Raw genomic sequence first — 20,871 nt, 5'->3', positions numbered from 1 at the left:
GCTATCGGGGGTTGCCCCGCGAGCTGCGCAAGCGGCGGCACCCGGTGTCGAACCGGGTGCCGCCTACTGCTTCAATTGCGCTTTACACCAATGCGATTGTCGATCTCGACCACGCCGGCGCAGTGCTCGCACAGGTCTTCCACGCGATGCTTGGCCCAGCGTTCGCTGACCTGGCCGCTCAAGGTGACCTTGCCGTTCTGCACGACTACGTCGATATCGCTAGCGTCGACATGCGGATCGTCGCTGAGCAGTTGGCTGACGTCTTCGCGCACCCGTTCGTCCGAGCGCACATAGCCCTTGGGGCCGCGGCCGCGGAAATCTTCGCCGGGCCGGCCACGCGGGCGGCCGTAGGCACCGCTGCCGTGGCGGGCATCGCCTTGTGCTTCGGCGTAGCCGGACTGCCGCGGCGATGGCCCCTGCGACTGGGTTTCGAGACCGCTTCCGATGTAGCCGAAGTCGTGGCCATGGCCGCGCTCGTGGCCGAAATGCGCGCGATAGTCGCCGCGCTGGCGGTCGGGTTGCGCATAGGACTGGCTGCCGCCCGGCCAGTCGCGGCGGCCGTTGCCGCCAAGGCCGCGCTCTGCGTCATAGTCGCCATAGCCCCAGCCCGACTCCTCGCGCGCGGCGGCATGCATGCTGCGCGGCAGGGCATCGTCTTCGTCGTAGCGGCCGTAGGCGCCGTGCTGCACGCCGGCATGGCTGCGCGGCGCTTGTGCGCGGCCGTAACGGTCTGGTGCCTGCGGCGGATAGTGGTAGTCGTCCGCGTCGGCAGCATGGCGCGGGCGGTCCCAGGCGCTGCCGGCGCGAGGCGGGCGGGCGCCGAATTCGTCGTCGCCACGGGCATGGCGGTCGTGCAACGTACCCGCCTCATCGGCTGTGCCGTAGCCCGGATGGGAAGATGCATCGCGCTGGCTGCGCAGAGGTGGATCGTTACGGTGGCGGTTCATGCGGACCTCGTTGCGGAGTGGTCGGGATCGGACGGAACGGATCGTTGCCTCTCGGCCTGCACCGGCTGGCGCGCGCGGGCAAGGCCGATCACGCGCCGCTGGGCAGTTCGCTCTTGAGCTTCCTGGCCTGGCTCAGATGCCGGTTCACGCTTTCGCGGGTATTACGCAGATGCGTGGCGATGGCGGCATCGGTGGCGGCCGGCAGCAGCTTCTGGTCGATGGTCGACAGCACCTTGGCATGGCCGTCGATCATGGCCTGCAGATAGGCGCTCTCGAATGCCTTGCCGTCGAGCCTGCCGAGCTGCTCGCGTTCGGCAGCGGAGCTGTCCTTCATCGCCTTGACCGCAGCGCTCTCGGCCAGCGGCGTGCGCGTGGTCTGGCTGAGTTCTTTCACCTTGGCCAGGTTGGCGTTGTGGTCTTTCTGCAGCATGCGCGCGTATTCCCGTGTCGCGTTGCCGAGCGCCTTGCCCTGGGCGATTTCGGCACTGGCGATTTCGTGCTCGTTGACGGCACTCAGCGTGCTCAATGCCTCGCTGTCGCCAGGTGACGGCTGCGGCGCGCCTGCCGGTGTCGTGGGCGGGTCGAGTGTTTTGGCGGGATTCTGCGCACTGGCGGCGCTGCAGACGGCGAGGGTAAGAACGACGGTCGCGGCAATCCGTGTTGTACGCATGGCGATCTCCTGGTGGTGCGAGGGACGGTGTCGCTGGCGAATCGCATTGCCGAGCAGAACACGCAGTATTCCCTGCACGCAGCAATCGCTATGCCAATGGAAACTTGTATACCGACCAGCCCGCCCTGCGGTGCCGGCGCGAGGGCTTCAACGCAGGCTGGCGGCGCGGTGCCAGTCCAGTACCGGCTGCGGCAGCCAGCGCGTCAGATCCAGCTGCAGCGCCACATAGGCGTCGAGCACGTCGGCGACCCGTCGCTGTGCCAGGCTGGCGCGCGCCGCCGTGCCACGCTGCTGCAGTTGCAGCGGCGTCAGCAGCCCGGTCCAGCTGAACAGCAGTTCGGCGTGAGCGGACAGGCGCTGGCGCAGCCAGTCGTGCAAGGGGCGGTGCAGCACATGGCCGTGGTCGTGCAGTTCGCCGGCTGCGTCCTCCAGCGTGGCATAGGCGCCGCGGTACCACTCGGTATGACCGCCGGCGCCCGCATTGACCGTCAGCGGTGCCGGCGCACGGTGCTCGCGCAGCTGTCGTGCCAATCGCGTTTCCAGCGCCCGTGCCTCGCGCACGGTCTCGGTTTCCACGGCGAAAGCGTGCTCGGTGTCGAAGAACTCGTAGAAGCGGGGATGCAGCGACTGCATGCGCGCCAGCGGATTGCGCGAATGGCCCAGCTTAAGCAGGTCTTCCCCATGGCAGGGCAGTACATACAGAAACGCGGTGGCCTGGCTGGCGGTCGAGGTCAGCGGGAAGGCGGGACTGGGCTCGGCTTCCATCGCAGGGCAGGGGAGTTGGGGTGTGGCGATGCTAGCGGAACGGAAATGACGATGTCTGCCGGGGCACGCGCCGAGGTGCTTATTGCATCGCTATTTTTTTGCGACGGAAGCGATCGACGCCCCTCGCGGTGCAATTCGCTGTGCTCATCGCACCCTACGAAAGCGGGGTGTGCTCCGGTAGTGCGCCGACGAGCGCAGCAAATTCGCCACACGGTTTGCGACCGTGGCGACCCAGGCGCCGCAGGGGCGATCTCCCGGCGCCAGCGCAGGAGATCAGCCGGTTTGCGCGGGATTCTGCTGATACTTGGCCAGGTGGTTGTAGATGGTCTTGACGCTGACACCCAGGGCACGGGCGGCCTTGGTCTTGTCGTTGCCGAAGAACTCCAGGGTCTTCATCAGCATGCGCCGTTCGACTTCCTCGAACGTGGTGCCGACGGCAATGGTCAGCGTGCTCGGGGTTTCTTCCAGCGGCGTGGTGATGCGGATCTGTCCCAGCGGATCGGCGATGGTGTCGCTGCCGGCCATGATGTAGGCGCGGCTGACCGCGTTGCGCAGTTCGCGCACGTTGCCGGGCCAGGAAAAACGCCGCAATTGCTCCAACGCAGTGCCGGTGAAGGACTTGCGCCCGCCGTGACGCTGGTTGAGATGCGACAGGAACAGGTTGGCCAGCGGCACGATGTCGTCGGAACGTTCGCGCAGCGGCGGAATGGCAATGGGGAATTCGCCGATGCGGTAGAACAGGTCGTCGCGCAATTGCCCGCTGCCGTGACCGCGATCGGTGCGATAGTGCGTGGCGGCGATCACGCGGACGTTGATGCCGATGTCGCTGCGACCGCCATTGCGACGAATGACACCGCTTTCCAGCGCGCGCATCAGCTGGCCTTGCAGCAGCATCGGCATTTCGCCGATTTCGTCGAGAAACAAAGTGCCGCCGGCGGCCTGCTCGAAATAGCCGGGCAGCATGCCGTGGCCCTCGCCGCTGTCGCTGCTTTCGCTGCCGAACAGCTGGCTGGCCAGTTGTTCGGATTCCATCGCACCGCAATTGACCGCGACAAAGGCGCCAGTGCGCAGGCTTTCCGCGTGGATTGCCCGCGCCACGATTTCCTTGCCGGTGCCGCTTTCGCCCTGAATCAGCACCGATGCATCGGTCGGCGCGACGCGGCGGATCTGCGTGATCATCATGCCCAGTGCCTGCGACGCGCCGATCAGGCCGTGCCAGCCCTGTTCGGCAACCGGCGGCGGCAAGCTGCGGCGCTTGGCCACGCTTTCGAGCAGTGCGCGGTAACGTGCCGGTTCTATCGGCTTGACCAGGTAGTCCAGCAGCGAGGTACGTATCGCCTCGACCGCTGTTTCGACGCTGGGGTAGCCGGTGACGAGAACAACGTCGGTGCCGGATCTGGTGCAGGCACGTACCAGTTCCAGGCCGGAACCGTCGGGCAGGGACAGATCAATCACGGCCAGATCGAAGGTTTCGCGCTTGAGCCAGATTTCCCCTTGCTGGACCGTGCCGGCGACAGTGATGTCGTAGGAAATGCTGCGGGCGATTTCCGCGGCGGCACGTACGAAACTGATGTCATCGTCAACGATGAGCAACGACGGGTTGGACGACATCCGCACAGGTAAAACCTCCACCAGTTTGCAATCCGGTAACACTTCCCTTGCGGTGATCATAATTTTCACGAACCCCAAATCAAGCGTGAAAAAAATACAGGCGTATTTGCTGTCCGATAACTTTTTGCTGTGCTAGCGCTCAACAGCCCACGCCATGGCAGATGAATTTCCTGTTCCGTTCGGGCTGCTACCCGGCGCCAGGCCAGTCCCGATGCGCCGATCGAGGCAAAATACAGACCCGTCTGCGATGGGGTAGGCAGGCGACCACTGCGACCGCTTTGCGCGCAGAACGTCGCACGCTGTGCACAAAACAAGCAGCCGACGCTTTGGCAGGCATTTTTTCAGCGGCACCAAAAAGGGGAATTTGCGCTAGAGCGCAGCGTCATGAGTATCGGGTGGCTCGCGATCAGGGCTGCGATGCGGCGTGCAGTCGATAGATACACCACGGCGTCGCCCTGGTGATTTCGATAGTGTGGCAGGTGTGCATGCAGACTCCATCGCGGCGGGTACCGTTTCCGGTATCGATTCTTGCGTTCTTATTTAGCGCAAAAACGGCTACGCGTGGGTATGGCGCAGGTCAAAAATGATGGCGGCGTATTGTGAGTGTGCCATTGTTGGAACAATGCGGCAGTGCTGTGCAGTCGGCGCTATGCCACACCGGTATCGGCGCGATGACAGTGGCTCGTGCCGGAGAAGCGCTGCAAAAGGCCCCCGCCTGTGTGCGGTCGGCAGCAGTCGCGCATCGAGCAGACTTTGGCGCTGTCGGTTCTGCCGGCAGTGCGCCGCGCGGCAGGATGCGCAGCCAAGATCGCGGTGACGGCGGTTCTTCGCTTTTGTGCGCGCCGGTCAGATGAACTGCCGGCCGGTTTTCGATGCGGCCGAAGCGAAGCGCCGATTTGCGAACGACATGGCCACGGGCCCTACGACACTTTATGAAATTTTTACAGCGGGGGAATTCTGCAATTCCGCGCATGATGCCGCTGGTGTTTCTGCAGCGGGCTGCGTACAAAAGTGTGACGCCGTGTGTCGCCAGTCACAATCGGCGAATCGCGCCACATTTCTTTTGACGGCCTCCACATTGCCTTCGCGTTCTATTGCAGAGACTGGAAGCGACGGTAGGCCCAGGCGTTAGCAGGGAGTGAAATATTCGCCAGGTCTGCTGCAGAGCGCGGCTGGCACGGTCATTGCGGTAGCTGACCTGCCGCCCGGCAAATCGATCTTCTGTCGCGACCAAGACTAGGGCGGTGCAGCGAAGACGGAAGATATCAATGGAGAGAGCAATGAATCCCAACGACGATCAGCGCAATCCGCAAACCCAGGACTCCAACGACCGCACCGACGAGGAACGCCAGGCTTCCGCCAGCCGTCCCGGCAGCGCCAGCCCCAGCGGTACCAGCCGGCGCGGATTCGCGTCCATGGACGAGAACCGGCAGCGCGCCATCGCCAGCGAAGGCGGCCGTGCTGCCCATGCGCGGGGTACGGCGCATGAATTCACTTCGGAAGAGGCGCGCGAAGCCGGCCGCAAGGGCGGCGAAGCCGTAAGCCAGAACCGCGAACACATGGCCGCCATCGGCCGGCGCGGCGGCGAAGCGCGCGGCGCGGCCCAGCGCCGCCTGCGCAGTGAAACCGAAGACGACGACAGCGGCAGCGGTACACGCCGCGACACGGTCGCCAGCGACAGCAGCACATCGCGTATCGGAGCCCCCGGCCGGCGCGAGGAATAGGCAGCAGGCCTGACGTCCCCTGCCCAACGGGCAGCACCTGCGCACTGTGGCGCAGGTGCTGCCCGTTGCAACCGTTTCGTCACGCCGCCATCACGTCGGCTATGGCCCCTTTCGCGCTTGCTTAAGTTTTGTATTCAAGCGCTTACGTATTTTCGCGCCGGGCGTTATCGTGTCGGTTCGGGCGACAGGGGCATACATGAATTCATCCAACAAGCCGGAAGATCTGCGCGGCCTGCGCTCGCTGGGTTTTCTGCCGCTGAATGTGGGCATCGGCTACGTCGTCGCCGTGCTGGCGGTAGTGCTGATTGCATGGTTCTCCTACGCGTCGCTGGCAAATCGCACGGTCACCTCCGAGCGGGCCGCCGCCACAGGGGCGCTTCTGGAGCAGTTGCGCCAGGTCGTGTCCACGCTCAAGGACGCAGAAACCGGCCAGCGCGGGTACCTGCTGACCGGCGATGCCAACTATCTGATGCCGTTCACCCTGGCCCGGGCCGGCCTGGCTAGCGAGCTGGACAAGCTGCGCCGGCAATTGCCGGCCGACGATCTGCAGAACAAGGGGCGTGTCGAGACGCTGGCCCAATTGGCCGGAGAAAAGCTCGACGAACTCGGCGAAACCATCGCCCTGCGCGAAGCCGGCAACCTCGAAAGCGCCATGAGTCTGGTCAGGTCCGACCGCGGCCGCATCACCATGGACCGCCTGCGCGCCGCCGCCGACGAGATCGAGCAGGCGCTGGCGCCAGTGCTGGCCGAGCAGCAGCGCCAATGGAAAAGCGCCGCCGATCGCTCGATGTTCGTTTCGCTGGCCGGCTCGGGCTTGCTGTTTGCGCTGATCCTGCTGGCTGCCTACATGACTTCGCGCGACTACCATGCGCGCGAGACCGAAGCCTGGCTGCGCAACGGCCATGCAGGCTTCGGTGAAAGCCTGCTCGGCGAACAGTCGCTGCAATCCCTCGGCGACAATGCACTGAATTTCGTCTCGCGCTACCTTGAAGCGCCGGTAGGATTGATTTATGTGACGCAGGGAGGCAATCGCCTCGAACTGGTCTCCGCGCATGCCACCAGCGGTAACAGCGCTGCCGCCGAGCGGCGCGCCGACGAAGGCCTGATCGCCCAGGCCAGCAAGGACCAGCGCCTGCTGCATGTGCGCGACGTGCCGGCCGGCTACCTGACCATTGGTTCGGGCAGCGGCCAGGCCGATGCGGTTGAGTTGCTGATCCTGCCGGCGGTGGTCGACGGCCGCGTCCACGGCATCATCGAGCTGGGGTTTTTCCGCCGCGTGAAGGCGGCGGAAATCGAATTCCTGCGACGCGTGTCCGAACTGTTCGGCGTCGTGCTGCGCACGGCCAAGGACCGGGCGCGCGTGCAGGAACTGCTGGAGGAAACCCAGCAGCAGGCGGAAGAACTGCAGACCCAGCAGGAAGAACTGCGCGTCAACAACGAGGAGCTGGAAGAGCAGGGCAGCGCGCTGCGCGCCTCGCGCACCCAGCTGGAAAATCAGCAGGCCGAGCTGGAACAGAGTAATTCGCAGCTGGAGGAATTTGCCCAGCAGCTGGAACACCAGCGCGACGAGCTGGCGCGATCCCAGGTGGTGCTGATCGAGAAGGCCGCCGAACTGGAACGGGTCAACAGCTACAAGAGCGAGTTCCTGGCCAACATGAGCCACGAACTGCGCACGCCGCTGAATTCCACCCTGATCCTGGCCAGGCTGCTGGCCGACAACAAGCCCGGCACCTTGACGCCGGAACAGGTCAAGTTTGCCGAAACCATCAGTTCCGCCGGCAAGGATCTGCTGTCCATCATCAACGACATCCTCGATCTGGCCAAGATCGAGTCGGGCAAGGTCGAGCTGAATCGCGAAGCGGTGAACATTGCCGCCGCGACCGATGCGCTGACGCGCTCGTTCCGCCCGGTGGCGGAGGAAAAAGGTCTCAAGTTCAGCTGCGACATCGAGATCGGCACGCCGACCGAGCTGTTCACCGACCCGCTGCGCCTGGGCCAGGTACTGCGCAACCTGTTGTCGAATGCGCTGAAGTTCACCGAGCGCGGCGAAGTCGGCCTGCGTGTTTCGGTCGACGACGCGGGGCATATCCAGTTCATCGTGCAGGACACTGGCATCGGCATCGCCGAAGCACAGCAGGACGTGATCTTCGAGGCGTTCCGCCAGGCCGACGGCAGCATGCATCGCAAATATGGCGGCACCGGCCTGGGCCTGTCGATCTCGCGCGACCTGGCGCGCCTGCTCGGCGGCGACATCGCCGTGCGCAGCACGCCGGGCAAGGGCAGCATTTTTCAGCTTACCTTGCCCTTGAACCCGGCCGAAGCCGAGCGCGGAACCGCTGCGCCTGTGCGCCCGATCCTGCCGGCCGAGGAACCGCCGCGGCGCGCGGCCCGCGAGCTGCCGCTGGCGCCATCGGCCATCGAGGACGACCGCGAACGCATCAGCGAGGGCGGCCGCTGCGTGCTGGTGATCGAAGACGATCCGCATTTCGCCGAAGTGCTGCGCGACGTCGCGCGGGAAATGGGCTTTGCCTGTGTAGTCACCCAGCTGGCCGGCGACGGCCTGGCCGCGGCGACGCGCTTCCGTCCGCTTGCGATCCTGCTCGACATCAACCTGCCCGACCAGTCCGGACTGGGCGTGCTCGACCAGCTCAAGAGCGATTCGCGCACGCGGCATATTCCGGTACACGTACTGTCGGTTGCCGATTATTCGAAACAGGCGCTGGAACGCGGCGCGGTCGGCTATGCCGTCAAGCCGGTGTTGCGCGCGCAGCTGGTCGAGGCGCTGCGCCAGATGGAAGCCAAGGGTGCGGCGCGTGTGCGTAACGTGCTGGTGGTGGAAGACAACCCAGTGCAGCTGGACAGCATCCGCCTGCTGCTCGCTGCCGACGACGTGGAGATCGTTGGCGTGGATTCGGCCGGAGCGGCACTGCTGGCGCTGCAGTCGACCACCTTCGACTGCATGGTGCTCGACCTCAACCTGCCCGACATGAGCGGCTATGCGCTGCTGGAAAAAATGGCCGAGCGCGACGAAGTGGCGTTTCCGCCGGTGATCGTCTATACCGGCCGCGCGCTGAATCGCAACGAGGAACAGTCGCTGCGACGTTTTTCCAGATCTATCATTATCAAAGATGCACGCTCGCCCGAACGCCTGCTCGACGAGGTCACCCTGTTCCTGCACCAGATGGAATCGACCTTGCCGCCCGACCGGCAGCGCATGCTCAAGGCGGCGCGCGACCGCGACGCCGTGCTGGAAGGCCGCCGCATCCTGGTGGTCGAGGACGACGTGCGCAATATCTTCGCCGTGTCCAGCGTGCTGGAGCCCAAGGGCGCCAAGATCGAGATCGCACGCAACGGACGCGAGGCGCTGGAAGCGCTGAACAAGGCTGCCGCCTCGCCGGATGACGCGATCGACCTGGTACTGATGGACATCATGATGCCCGAGATGGACGGCTTCACGGCGATGCGGGAAATCCGCCGTCGCGCCGAATGGCGCAAACTGCCGATCATCGCGCTGACCGCCAAGGCGATGAAGGACGACCAGGAAAAATGCCTGGCCGCCGGCGCCAATGACTACATCGCCAAGCCGCTGGACGTGGACCGGCTGATTTCGTTGGTGCGTGTATGGATGCCCCGTTGAAGGACGAGGCGCGCATGGAATCCGCCCAGGACCTGGAACTGGAACTGCTGGTCGAGGCGATCTACCACAGCTATCACTACGACTTCCGCAGCTACGCCCGCGCCAGCCTGCGCCGGCGCCTGCAGGTGGCGATGCAGCGCTTCGGCTGCACCTCGCTGTCGCAACTGCAGGGACGCGTGCTGCACGAATCGGAAATCTTCGGCGAGCTGCTGGAATACCTCACCGTGCAGGTCAGCGACATGTTTCGCGACCCCAGCTATTTCCTTGCCCTGCGCGAGAAAGTGGTCCCGCTGCTGCGCACCTATCCGTCGCTGAAAATCTGGATCGCCGGCTGCAGCACCGGTGAAGAGGCCTATTCCATGGCCATCCTGCTGCGCGAGGAAGGTCTGCTCGACCGCAGCCTCATCTACGCCACCGACATCAACCCGAACGCGCTGCGCCGGGCCGAGGCGGGTATCTACGACGTGGCCAAGGTGCCGGATTTCACCAGCAACCATCGCCGCAGCGGCGGCCGCAGCTCGCTGTCGGACTATTACTCGGCCGCTTACGACCGCATCATCCTCGACAAAAGCCTGCGCAAGCACATCGTTTTCTCCGACCACAGCCTGGCCACCGACAGCGTGTTCGCCGAGATGCAGCTGGTGTCCTGCCGCAATGTGCTGATCTATTTCGATCGTGCGCTGCAGAGCCGGGCGCTGGATCTGTTCTACGAAGCGCTGTGCCGGCGCGGTTTTCTCGGCATCGGCCTGCGCGAGTCGCTGCGTTTCTCCAGCCATGCCGATGCGTTCGCCGAATTCGTGCGGGAAGACCGCATCTACCAGAAGACCGGTGGCCTGTGAGCTGGCCTGGCCGGCGTATCGACGCCATCGCCATCGGCGCCTCGTTCGGCGGCGTGGAAGCGCTCAAGCACGTGCTGCCAGCCTTGCCGGCGGGGCTGCCGGTAGCGGTATTCGTGGTGCTCCACCTGCCGCGCGAACGCGAAAGCCTGCTCGGCGAGATTTTCGCGCCGCTGTGCGCGCTGCGCGTGCGCGAGGTGATGGACAAGGACGCGGTCGTTCCCGGCAGCATCTACTTCGCCCCGCCCAGCTACCACCTGCTGATCGACCGGGGACCGCAGCTGGCCCTGTCCATGGACGATCCGGTGGAGTTTTCCCGCCCGTCCGTCACTGTGCTGTTCGAGTCCGTCGCCGCGGTCTACGCAGAGCATGCGCTGGGCCTGATCCTGACCGGTGCCGGCGGCGACGGCGCCGAAGGCCTCGCTGCGATCCAGCGCGAAGGCGGCCTGGCCGTGGTACAGCAACCCGCCAGCGCACGCATGCCGAACATGCCGGCATCGGCGCTGCAGCGCATTTCCGCCGATTACGTACTGACGTTGGATGAAATCATGACCCTGTTCCAGTCACTGCCCACGCAGGCACAACCATGAGCCGCCCCGAAACGCTGGCGCGCGAGCGCGTCAAATGCCTCCTGGTCGACGACCTGGAAGAGAACCTGCTGGCGCTTGCTGCTTTGTTGCAAGGTCCAGATGTGGAGTTGTTGCTGGCGCGCTCCGGCGCCGAGGCGCTGGAGCTGCTGCTGGCCCACGACGTGGCGCTGGCGCTGCTCGATGTGCAGATGCCGCAGATGGACGGCTTCGAACTGGCCGAATTCATGCGCGGCAGCGAACGCACGCGGCATGTGCCGATCATTTTCCTTACCGCGGGGCTGAGCGATGCGCGCCGCCAGTTCAAGGGCTACGGCTCCGGCGCAGTCGATTTCCTCGGCAAGCCGATCGAACCGTTCGTGCTGCGCAGCAAGGCCGAGGTGTTCTTCCAGCTGCACCGGCAGAAGCGCCAGCTGGCCTACGAACTGGAACAGCGCACGCGCACCCTGCAGTTGAACGAGATGTTCGTTGCGGTGCTTGGCCACGACCTGCGCAATCCGCTCAGCGCGATGATCTTTGCCGGTTCCATTCTGCAGCGCTCCAACGATGCCTCCACGCGCAACAGCGCCGACCTGATCGTGCAGACCGGCTGGCGCATGAACCGCATGATTGCCGATCTGCTCGACCTGGCGCGGGCGCGTCTGGCCGGCGGCATCGCGATCAGTCCTACCGATACCGATCTCGGCATCGTCGCCACGCGGATCAAGGCCGAGCGCGACGTGATGGCGCCGCGGCGCGACTTGCAGCTGGAGATTTCCGGCAACCTGCGCGGCCATTGGGATTCGGACCGCATCGAGCAGGTGCTGAACAACCTGATCGGCAATGCGGTGGAACACGGCGAGCGCGACTCGACCATCGAACTGGTTTTGCTGGGCCAGGCAGAGGACAGCGTCACCATTCGTGTGAGCAGCAGCGGCACCATTCCCGACGAAGCCCTGCCGGCGCTGTTCACGCCGTTCCGCGACGGACGTTACCGCGCCCGCGGCGAAGGACTGGGCCTGGGCCTGTACATCGTCAAGCAGATCGTCGACGCGCATGCGGGCGACATCCACGCCCGCAACCAGGACGGCCGCAGCGTATTCGAATTGCGCCTGCCACGCTTCGCGCCGGGCAGCCAGCTGGAAGGCGAGGTCTGATGTCCTGTCTCGTAACTCCCCAATAGATTCCGGCCGGATTTCGCCGGAGGACTCGGCGCGATGAGCAGGTGTAGCAGCGCCAGGGCGACGATAAGTAGACGAATTGCGTTGGTGCGGATTCGCTGTTGATACGATGCGCCGACGTCGTGGTGCGCCGGCGGCTTACCCGGACGTCGGCTTTTTCTGCATTTCCGCATTGTCGCCGGCGCGCACGCGGTAGCCGTCGCGGCCGGCCGATTTCGCTTCGTACAGGGCGCCGTCGGCACGTTCCAGCAGCTGCGCCACGCTGAGCTGTGCTTCGTTCTGGGCCAGGGCGACGCCGACGCTGGTGCTGACCGACAGGCTGAGCCCCTGCACCTCCAGCAGGAACGGCTTGCGCATCGCCGCGACGATCTTGGCTGCTGCGGCCGAGGCATATTGCGAACGGCGCATGCCTTCGATGATCACGGTGAACTCGTCGCCGCCCAGGCGAGCGATCACGTCGGAGGGCCGCAGCACGGTGCCCAGGCGCTGGGCGAAGATGCGCAGCACTTCGTCGCCGACGGCATGGCCGTGGCTGTCGTTGATCTGCTTGAAACGGTCGATGTCCAGATACAGCACCACCAGCAGCGAACGCTGGTCGCGGCTGCGCGCCAGCGCGCGTTCCAGCCGGACCAGGAAGCCGGCACGATTGGACAGGCCGGTCAGGCTGTCGCGCTCGGCCGCCTGTATCCAGCGCTTTTCTTCCACTTTTTGCCGGGTGATGTCCTGTGCCATCACGTGCACGCCCAGCACCTGGCGGCGTTCCTCGTCCCACTGCGGGATATAGGTCAACTCCAGGCAGACGTAGCTGCCGTCTTCGCGTTCGTCCTCGTCCTCGAAGGTAACGCGTACGCCGTGCAGGGCCTGCTCGATATGCGGCTGCCGGCGCAGGTAGGTGTCTTCGCCCAGCACCTGGCGCGCGTGCCGCCCGACCAGGCTGCGCGCGCCGGCATAGGCCTGTTCGTAGGCGACGTTGGCGAACTGGTAGCGCTGTGCGGCATCGACGTAGGCGATCATTGCCGGCAGCGCGTCGGTGATGGTGCGCAGGCGCTGCTCGTTGCGGCGCAGCTGCTCTTCGGCCAGGTGGCGTGCGCTGATGTCCTCGATGCTGCCGGCATAGCCGGTGATTTCGCCTTCGACAACCAGCGGCGCGGCCTGCATGGCTACCCAGACGGTGTGGTTGCTGTCGTGGCGAAAGCGCAGGCGCGACTGGAAGCGCTGGCGGTGCTGTACCGCGGCCTGCCAGTCGGCCGTGACGCGGGCGCGGTCGTCCGGATGCACCGCGCGCAGCCAGTCGTGGCCGCGTGCTTCGTCGCTGCGCAGGCCGGCCATGCGTTCGAAGGCGCGGTTGGCGTAGTTCCAGGCACCGCCCAGGCTGGCGCGGAACAGACCCATTGGCGAGCCGTCGTTGACCGCTTCCAGTTCAGCCTGCTGCTCGCGCAGGCGGTGTTCGTACAGGCGGTGCTCGGTGATATCGAGCGAATGCCCCATCACGAACGGCTGGCCGTCCTCGTCGCGCAGCACGCGGTTGTTGTATTCCCAGATGCGCTGCTCGCCGTCGCGATGCTGCACGTAGAACAGGCCGGAGTCGGCCTCGTTGCGTGCGATGCGTTTGAGATAAGTGTGGAAATGTGCCTGCATGGTCTCGGGAATGATGCCGAGCATGGAACGTCCCACCAGTTCCGCCACGCGATAGCCCAGCGCGTTGGCGGCGGCGGGGTTCACCGACAGCAGCAGGCCGTCCATGTCGTGGGTGCAGATCAGTCCCAGGCTTTGCTCGAACAGGTCGCGGAAGCGTCGCTCGCTGGCTTCGATGGAACGTATCGCCTGGCGCTGGGCGGTGACGTCGCGTGCCATTTCCAGCCGCGCCGGGCGCCCGCCATAGCGCAGTTCCTGTGCGCTGATCTCGACCAGGATGGGGCGCCCGTCGGCGGCGCGATGGCGTACCAGCGAGGCAGATGCCTGCACCGGCAGCGGCTGGCTCAAGGCCAGTTCCAGCGCCGCGTGCTCTTCGGGATCGCGCAGGTCGTACAGGCTCAGGCGCTGGAATTCCTCGTGGCGGTAGCCATAAGCCCGGATCGCCGCGTCGTTCACCGCGAGGAAGCGCAGGGTGACCGTGTCGAACACCCACATCGGCAGCGGCGTGCGCTCGAACAGGACGAGCAGGTCGTCGCGCTGGGCATTCAGTGCGGCGGTCGTGGCGCGGCCGGCCAGCACCTGGGCGATGCTGCGCTGCAAAAGTTCGGCATCGAGGCGATCCAGCGCCAGGCAGGCAGCCGCACCCAGTGCCATCCAGGCGGGCACGCGTCCGATTGCATCGACGCGGTCCAGCGCTATCCAGGCCGAGTCCGGCGCGACTGCGCGCAGCTGCGCGTAGGCGGGCAGGGCAGGGTCGGTCGCTTCCACCAGCAGCAGGTCGCAGGACAGGGCTTCCAGCGCCTGCAGGGCGTTGTCGAGATCGCCCAGGCCGAGCACGCGCGCGTTGGCGGCGTCCGCCAATGCGGCGGCGATCTGGCGAATGCCGGGGGCAGTGCCGATCAGGCCGATGTCGACGCCTTTGTGCATGCTCGCGGAACCCGCCGCGCTCCTTTTTTATGCTGTGCCATTCTAGCCAACACCGGCATGCGACGAGCACGGCCGATTGTGTCAAAACATCGCACGGCGGTAGCGGTTGCAGCAGAACAGCCATGACGTGAAGGTTGCGCAAATGCGCATTTTGCCACTTTATTCGAAAGTGCCGGCGAAGAGCCTGTCGCCGACAGGGGCGGCAGGCAGGCGCACGATGTCGTAGTCGCCTGAACCGGACGGCGACTCGCGTCCCCAGTACAGCTGCACTGTGCTGGCGGAGTCGCCGGCCAGCGGATGCGGTTCCACGTCGTTTTCGCCGGCGCTGAGGCGCTGCGGCAAGGCCGCTTCGAAGCCCAGCCCGTCGCTGGAGCGGCGCGAGTAGATGTCGTACTGGCTGCCGTTGGCATGGATATAGAACACGGCGAAGGCGCCGTCGGGCATCAGCACGGGCAGCGAGTCGTGGTTGTCGCCGCCGACGGCGAAGTCGACGGCGGCGGCCGACCAGTTGCGTACGTCGGTGGTGCTTTTGGCGAACAGGGACAGATTGCTGGAGCCGGTCTGGTAGGTGGCCAGATAGCGTCCGTCGCCCGGGCGGAAGGCGATGCGCGGCAACTGGCTGGCGCCGGCGATCGGGGTCTTGAGCTGGTCCCAGTTCAGGCCGTTGTCGCTGGACTGGGCCACATAGCTGCCGCCGGCCAGGCGCTGGTAGCTCATGCTCAAGGTGCCGTCGGGATGGCGGATCACGTGCGGATTGACTTCGCCGCCGGTAGTCCACCCCAGTTGCAGCTGGCCTTGCTCGGCGAAGGCGACGCCATCGGCCGAGGTGGCGCGATAGAGGCGGTAGCTGGAATTGGCGCCGCTGCCTTTCAGATAAAACAGCACGAAGCTGCCGTCGCCGAGTTGCAGCAGGGCCGGATGGCGCTGGTTGGCGGGCCCGCTGATGATGACCGCGGGTTCGGACCAGCTGGCGCCGTCGTCGCCGGAGCGGCTGAGCCAGAGATCGCCGAAGAAACTGCCGTCGAGGCGCTCGAACGCCAGCAGCAGGCTGCCGTCGGCGGTGCGCAGTATCGACGGCTGGTAGTCCACGCCGCTGCCGCTGGTGACGGTCTGTTGCGCCGGCAGCGGCGATGCGAACAGCAGCAGGGCTGGCAGGGCGAGGCGCTGGATCATGGTCGGTTTCCCTGGCGAGCGGGAAAGCCTAGCAACAGGCGGCCACCCACGCTACGGCGGGCTTTGCGCATCGTGCCCCACTGCGGCGCCAGCTAGCTTTGCGTAGGGCTGTGGCAATTATTTTGAAAGTGGACAATGAGGAGAATTCAACGAAGCTATTGGAAATCGTCGGCGAACAGCCGGTCGCTGGTCTTGGCCACTTCGCCGAGAAAGGCCAGGCCCAGCTTGGCGAAATGCAGGCTGTGGCTGGCGTTGCCGCCCATGTTGGCGAGGGTGTCGTTGATGCTGTGGATGCGGTTGAAGAACGGCTTCTCGATCACCAGTGCGGCGGGATAGTTGTACTGGGTCCAGGCCGCGTGGTCGGAACAGCCGTAGCCGCAGGTGCCGTCGACCAGGCTGATGCTGGCGGACGCGACGTAGGTGGCAAACAGCTCGCGATAGAACTGCACCAGGGTCGCATCGGCGAAATCGGTCATCACCTGGATCTGCTGGTTGCCGTTGGTGTAGTTGGTCATGTCCAGCTGCAGCACGCCGACCACATTGCGGTTCTGGTTGCGGAACTCCTGTGCGATGGCCTTGGAGCCGAGCAGGCCGGCTTCCTCGGCCGCATAGCCCATGAACATCACGGTGCGGCGGGGCTTCCAGCCGCTGGCCAGGGCGATGCGCAGCACTTCGGTCAGGGTGGCAATGCCCGAGGCATCGTCGTCGGCACCGGGCGCCGAGGTATTCGTGCCGGAGAAGCCCGACACGGTCGAATCGAGGTGGCCGCCGAGTACGACGATTTCTTCGGGCAGCTCGTTGCCGGCAATCGTCAGTATCACCGAAGGCTGCGGGGCGCAGCCGCTGCAGGTGGTATGCAACTGCACGCTCACGTCGCTGCGGCCAGCCGCCTGGGCCAGCCAGGTATCGCGTATCCAGTTGGCCGCGGCCGTGCCGTGCACCGTGCTGCGATGGCGGTTGGGCCAGGTTGTCGACAGGTAGGTGATGGTGTCGCGGATATTGCTTTCCACCAGCTGGCCCAGCCAGGGCGTTACGGTCGTCTGGTTGTCGATGCCGTAGGCCAGCGGCTGCGTGCGCGGCTGTGCCTTCAGCGCGTTGCTCTCGTGTACGAAGGCTTCGGCTTCGGCGCGCGTGGCAAAGGCGAAGAAACCGCCGCAGCGCTGCTCGCGTTCGTGGATGCGGCCGGAAATATCGCTGAGGCGCCAGGACTCGACCTCGGCCACGATCAGCGCAGTACCACTGGCGCTGTCCTGCAGCGCTTGCGGCGAGTGGGCCAGGTCGGCCATCTGGCGCTGGTAGCTGTCGCGGGCAGCGACGATGAAGACCGGGGCATAAGGATCTTCGCCGCTCTGGCGCAGGGACTGGATACGCGTGGCGACATCGGCCGTTCCGCCATGGGCCAGCGCGGACGGGACGGCCAGCGCGGTGGCCAAGGCCAGTGCCACGGTCGCCGTCCGCTGCAGACCTGCCGGCGTGGTCCGCGCGCTGGCGCGCGCCAAGGTGTTGCGCATTTTTCCCCACTCCCGATATGGCGGGCCGGACGGCTCCGCTGTGCGATGGCATGAATAGGCCCAGCGTAGGAACAGTCGGGCGCAGCGGCAATAGCGGCTTGCCGAAAACGCCATGCCGATTGGATCAATCGGCCGAATCCTTACAAGGCATAGCCTGTCGATTCGTTTTCGCAGGGGGCATGAGCGCAGCGAATTGCACCGCAAGGGGGGGCGCCGCTTGCGTCAGGATGCGTCAAAGCCCGCTCCCCTATCGCTGGCGATGGAGGAGAGGCCCAAAGCGGCCATGCTTTCTACGGCTCGTCAGCGAGGCATGGGCAGCGCCGCTTGGGTGAGCTGGCGACACGGTGCCATTGGCTTGTGCTCATCGCCCTACGTGGCGGGGCAGGGTCCGCCCGCATCGCTCCACAGTTTGAACTTTGCAACAAAATCCGCATGCGGCACCGGCACGGCCACACGATTGCCGCCGGGCTCCCAGCCCCACAACACCAGCTTGTCCTCGCTCACATGCTTGAGCAGGGCGGCAAAATCGCGCCCGCCGTTTTCGCTCTTGTTCTTGATCATTTCGCACAGGGCCGGCGCCGACAGGCCGATGGTGACCATCTTGTGCTCAGGCGGCGGCAGCGCCCAGTGCGGTGCGCCGGGCGGGGCATGCGGGCCGTAGCTGGCCGGTGCGTTTTTCTCGCCGTGGCAGGTGGAGCAGGGCAGTCCTTGCGCACCATGGCCGGTGGGGCCGCGCGCCACGCCCATCTCGTGCGGCAGGCCGTTGTCGAATTGCAGCGGCGCATCGCCAGGTATGTGGCAGTTCTGGCAGCGCGGATGCTGGAATACCTGCTGCACCGTGGCGAAGGCGGCGATGGCGGCTTCCTTCGGCGGCGCAGGGGGGCCGCTGCTGCCGCAGGCGGCAAGGGCGAGCAGGCTGGCCAGGCCGAAGGCATTGCGCAGGGGACGATTCATGGCAGTCTCCTTCAAGCCGTCACGCGCAGCGGCAACTGGCGCTGGCGCTGGCCGGTCAGGGCGAACAGGGCATTGCCCAGCGCGGCGGCCACCGGCGGTACGCCGACTTCGCCGATGCCGCCGGGCTTGTCCGTGCTGGGCACGATATGTACCTCGATCTGCGGCATCTGGTTCATGCGCAGCACGCGGTAGTCGTGGTAGTTGGACTCCTGCACCCGGCCGTCCTTGAAGTTGATCTGGCCGAACAAGGCTGCGCTGAGGCCGAACACCACGCCGGATTCCATCTGCGCGGCAATGCCGGCCGGATTCACCGCAATGCCGCAGTCGATCGCGCAGGTCACCTTGTGTACGCGGATGGCGCCGTTCTGCAGCGAGATTTCGGCGACCTGGGCCGCATAGCTGCCGAAGGATTCGTGCACGGCGATGCCGCGTGCGCGGCCTTGTGCGGGCGGCGTACCCCAGCCGGATTTTTCCGCCGCCAGGTTGAGCACGCCCAGGTGGCGCTTGTGCTCGGCCAGCAGGCCGCGGCGGAATTCCAGCGGGTCTTTGCCCGTGGCGTGGGCCAGTTCGTCGATCAGGCTTTCCATCACGAAGCCGGTATGGCTGTGCCCGACCGAACGCAGCCACAGTACCGGTACCGGCAGCGCCGGCGAATGCAGGTCGACGCGGTGATGCGGCAGATCCTTGATGTACGGCGAATCGGCCACGCCTTCGACCGAGGTGGTGTCGATGCCGTCCTTGATCATCATCTGGAACGGCGAACCACCCAGGATGGACTGGCCGACGATGCGGTGCTGCCAGGCGGCCAGCCTGCCCTGGGCATCCAGTCCAATGATGGCATTGTGCACAAAGGCGGGGCGGTAGTAGCCGCCGCGGATGTCGTCCTCGCGCGTCCACACGGTTTTCACCGGCTTGCCGGCGGCCTTGGCCACTTCCACGGCCTCGACGACGAAATCGCTGGTCGGTGTGGCGCGCCGGCCGAAGCCGCCGCCGAGGAACATGGTGTGGATCTTCACCTGCTCGGGCTTGAGCCCGGTGACGCGCGCCGCGCTGGCCTGGTCCAGGGTCTGGAATTGCGTGCCGGTCCAGATCTCGCAGCTGTCGGCCTCGATCTTCACGCTGCAGTTGAGCGGTTCCATCGGCGCGTGGGCGAGATAGGGCAGGCTGTAGTCGGCTTCGATCTTCTTTGCCGCCGCAGCCAGTGCGGTGGCGGCATCGCCGGCCTTGCTCGCGACCGGGCCTTCGCCCGTGGCCAGCTTGCGGAATTCTGCGGCGATGTCGTCGCTGTTGCGGCCGGCAAACGCACCCAGGTCCCACTCCACGCGCAGCGCATCGCGGCCGAGCTTGGCTGCCCAGAAATGATCGGCGATCACCGCGACCCCGCTGGGCACCTGTTTCACGTCGCGCACGCCGGCAACCTGGCGCGCGGCGCTGTCGTCGAAGGATTTGACCGTCGCGCCAAATACCGGCGCGCGCGCCACGACGGCGGTGAGCAGGCCGTCGAACTGCACGTCCATGCCGAACTTCGCGCTGCCGTCGATCTTCTCGCGCGTATCCAGGCGCTTGGTCGGCTGGCCGATCAGCTTCCACAGCTTGGCGTCTTTCAGCGGCACGTCCTTGGGCGGCTTGAGCTTGGCGGCGGCATCGACCAGTTCGCCGTAGGCCGCGCTTTTGTCGCCGGCGATGACGCGGCCGTTCTCGGTTCTGCAGGCGGCGGGCTTGACGCCGAATTTCTGCGCCGCGGCCTGTACCAGCAGCGCGCGCGCCGTGGCACCGGCCTTGCGGTAGCGCTCGAATTCGGTCCAGGTGCTCATGGAGCCGCCGGTGAACTGCATCGGCATGCCGACGGCGTGGTAGTCGGCCGCAGCGGGCGCGTGCTCGACGCTGATGCGGCTCCAGTCGGCGTCGAGTTCCTCGGCGATCAGCATGGGCAGTGCGGTCCAGATGCCCTGGCCCATTTCCGAATGCGCCAGCAGTATGCGGATGCCACCGTCGGCGGCAATGCGCAAAAAGGCATTTGGCGCAAATGCGGCTGTTGCCGCGGCCTCGGCTCGGGCCAGGCGGTTTGCCGCCGGAATGAAGAAGGATACGACCAGGCTGCCGGCGGCAAGGCCGCTGGTCTTGAGGAACTGGCGTCGCGATGCATCGGTAGTCATGGGCGCCTCGACAGGCGAGTGGCTGGGCCGCCGCGCAAGGCGGCGGCGTGGCTCAGGCTTTGGACAGTTCGGCCGCGCGGTGCACGGCGGCACGGACGCGCTGGTAAGTGCCGCAGCGGCAGATATTGCCGCTCATGGCCGCATCGATGTCGGCATCGCTGGGATCGGGCTTGGCCTTGAGCAGGGCCACTGCCGACATGATCTGGCCCGACTGGCAGTAGCCGCATTGCACCACGTCGAGTTCGGCCCAGGCCTGCTGTACCGGATGGCTGGCATCCGCCGACAGGCCTTCGATGGTGGTGATGGATTTGCCCGCGACGGCGGAGACCGGCGTGACGCAGGCGCGCAGCGGCGAGCCGTCCAGATGCACGGTACAGGCGCCGCACTGGGCCATGCCGCAGCCGAACTTGGTGCCGGTGAGGTGGGCGAAATCGCGGATCAGCCAGAGCAGGGGCATATCGTCTGGCACGTCGAACTGCTGGGTCTTGCCGTTGATCGTGAGGCTGACCATGGGATCTCCGATGCTGCCGGTTGGGTGGCTCGGTGTCGACCGGGCAAGCATGGACAGCCAGGCGGCC

The 20,871-nt window shown here is 65.8% G+C and carries 14 protein-coding genes and 1 pseudogene; 5 read left to right on the top strand and 10 right to left on the bottom strand.

From position 1 onward, the window contains the following. Positions 1-71: 71 nt before the first annotated feature. The 4 genes from DFR29_RS10255 to DFR29_RS10240 all read right to left on the bottom strand — a co-directional run bounded on the left by DFR29_RS10255 (position 72) and on the right by DFR29_RS10240 (position 3,993). Positions 72-947 (bottom strand): BON domain-containing protein, encoded by an 876-nt coding sequence (locus DFR29_RS10255; protein WP_133818494.1) that lies wholly within the window; start codon positions 945-947, stop codon positions 72-74. A gap of 88 nt (positions 948-1,035) precedes the next feature. Further along, complete coding sequence (locus DFR29_RS10250) at positions 1,036-1,617, bottom strand: DUF4142 domain-containing protein (RefSeq protein ID WP_133818493.1); 582 nt, start codon at positions 1,615-1,617, stop codon at positions 1,036-1,038. 147 nt (positions 1,618-1,764) lie between these two features. Then, entirely contained in the window at positions 1,765-2,382 is a 618-nt protein-coding gene (locus DFR29_RS10245; protein ID WP_133818492.1) for a GIY-YIG nuclease family protein, read from the bottom strand. A gap of 273 nt (positions 2,383-2,655) precedes the next feature. Continuing rightward, positions 2,656-3,993, bottom strand: coding sequence for a sigma-54-dependent transcriptional regulator (locus tag DFR29_RS10240; protein ID WP_243746013.1), 1,338 nt, complete (start codon positions 3,991-3,993; stop codon positions 2,656-2,658). Between the two features lie 1,388 nt (positions 3,994-5,381). On the opposite strand from DFR29_RS10240, the pseudogene DFR29_RS10235 reads away from it, so the two are divergent. From DFR29_RS10235 to DFR29_RS10215, 5 genes and pseudogenes are all read left to right on the top strand, one after another. Beyond that, positions 5,382-5,717: pseudogene (locus DFR29_RS10235) on the top strand (KGG domain-containing protein); the annotation flags it as partial. A gap of 196 nt (positions 5,718-5,913) precedes the next feature. Then, positions 5,914-9,354, top strand: a complete 3,441-nt coding sequence (locus DFR29_RS10230; RefSeq protein WP_133818489.1) for a response regulator — start codon at positions 5,914-5,916, stop codon at positions 9,352-9,354. Then, positions 9,339-10,193: a CheR family methyltransferase gene (locus DFR29_RS10225; RefSeq protein ID WP_243746008.1), complete on the top strand. Its 855-nt coding sequence runs from the start codon at positions 9,339-9,341 to the stop codon at positions 10,191-10,193. The genes DFR29_RS10230 and DFR29_RS10225 overlap by 16 nt, the downstream gene beginning before the upstream one ends. Further along, complete coding sequence (locus DFR29_RS10220; protein ID WP_133818488.1) at positions 10,190-10,780, top strand: chemotaxis protein CheB; 591 nt, start codon at positions 10,190-10,192, stop codon at positions 10,778-10,780. The genes DFR29_RS10225 and DFR29_RS10220 overlap by 4 nt, the downstream gene beginning before the upstream one ends. Beyond that, on the top strand, positions 10,777-11,913 hold the full coding sequence (locus tag DFR29_RS10215) for a hybrid sensor histidine kinase/response regulator (protein WP_133818487.1): 1,137 nt from the start codon (positions 10,777-10,779) through the stop codon (positions 11,911-11,913). The genes DFR29_RS10220 and DFR29_RS10215 overlap by 4 nt, the downstream gene beginning before the upstream one ends. 162 nt (positions 11,914-12,075) lie before the next feature. Here the strand turns inward: DFR29_RS10215 and DFR29_RS10210 are convergent, their stop codons facing one another. From DFR29_RS10210 to DFR29_RS10185, 6 genes are all read right to left on the bottom strand, one after another. Continuing rightward, the gene (locus DFR29_RS10210) at positions 12,076-14,499 is read right to left on the bottom strand and encodes a PAS domain S-box protein (protein ID WP_133818486.1); all 2,424 of its coding nucleotides are present in this window, start codon (positions 14,497-14,499) and stop codon (positions 12,076-12,078) included. A 159-nt stretch (positions 14,500-14,658) separates the two neighbouring features. Further along, positions 14,659-15,672 (bottom strand): sialidase family protein, encoded by a 1,014-nt coding sequence (locus DFR29_RS10205; protein WP_133818485.1) that lies wholly within the window; start codon positions 15,670-15,672, stop codon positions 14,659-14,661. Between the two features lie 155 nt (positions 15,673-15,827). Then, positions 15,828-17,183 carry a M20/M25/M40 family metallo-hydrolase gene (locus tag DFR29_RS10200; protein ID WP_166654000.1) on the bottom strand — a complete coding sequence of 452 codons (1,356 nt, stop codon included), beginning with the start codon at positions 17,181-17,183 and terminating at the stop codon, positions 15,828-15,830. A 369-nt stretch (positions 17,184-17,552) separates the two neighbouring features. Next, on the bottom strand, positions 17,553-18,137 hold the full coding sequence (locus DFR29_RS10195; RefSeq protein ID WP_166653999.1) for a hypothetical protein: 585 nt from the start codon (positions 18,135-18,137) through the stop codon (positions 17,553-17,555). An 11-nt stretch (positions 18,138-18,148) separates the two neighbouring features. Beyond that, positions 18,149-20,293 (bottom strand): xanthine dehydrogenase family protein molybdopterin-binding subunit, encoded by a 2,145-nt coding sequence (locus DFR29_RS10190; protein ID WP_133818483.1) that lies wholly within the window; start codon positions 20,291-20,293, stop codon positions 18,149-18,151. 52 nt (positions 20,294-20,345) lie between these two features. Then, positions 20,346-20,804 (bottom strand): (2Fe-2S)-binding protein, encoded by a 459-nt coding sequence (locus DFR29_RS10185; RefSeq protein WP_133818482.1) that lies wholly within the window; start codon positions 20,802-20,804, stop codon positions 20,346-20,348. Positions 20,805-20,871 lie beyond the last annotated feature (67 nt).

Source organism: Tahibacter aquaticus (genome assembly GCF_004363655.1).
Taxonomy (GTDB): domain Bacteria; phylum Pseudomonadota; class Gammaproteobacteria; order Xanthomonadales; family Rhodanobacteraceae; genus Tahibacter; species Tahibacter aquaticus.
This window is presented reverse-complemented; position numbering and strand designations above follow the sequence as displayed.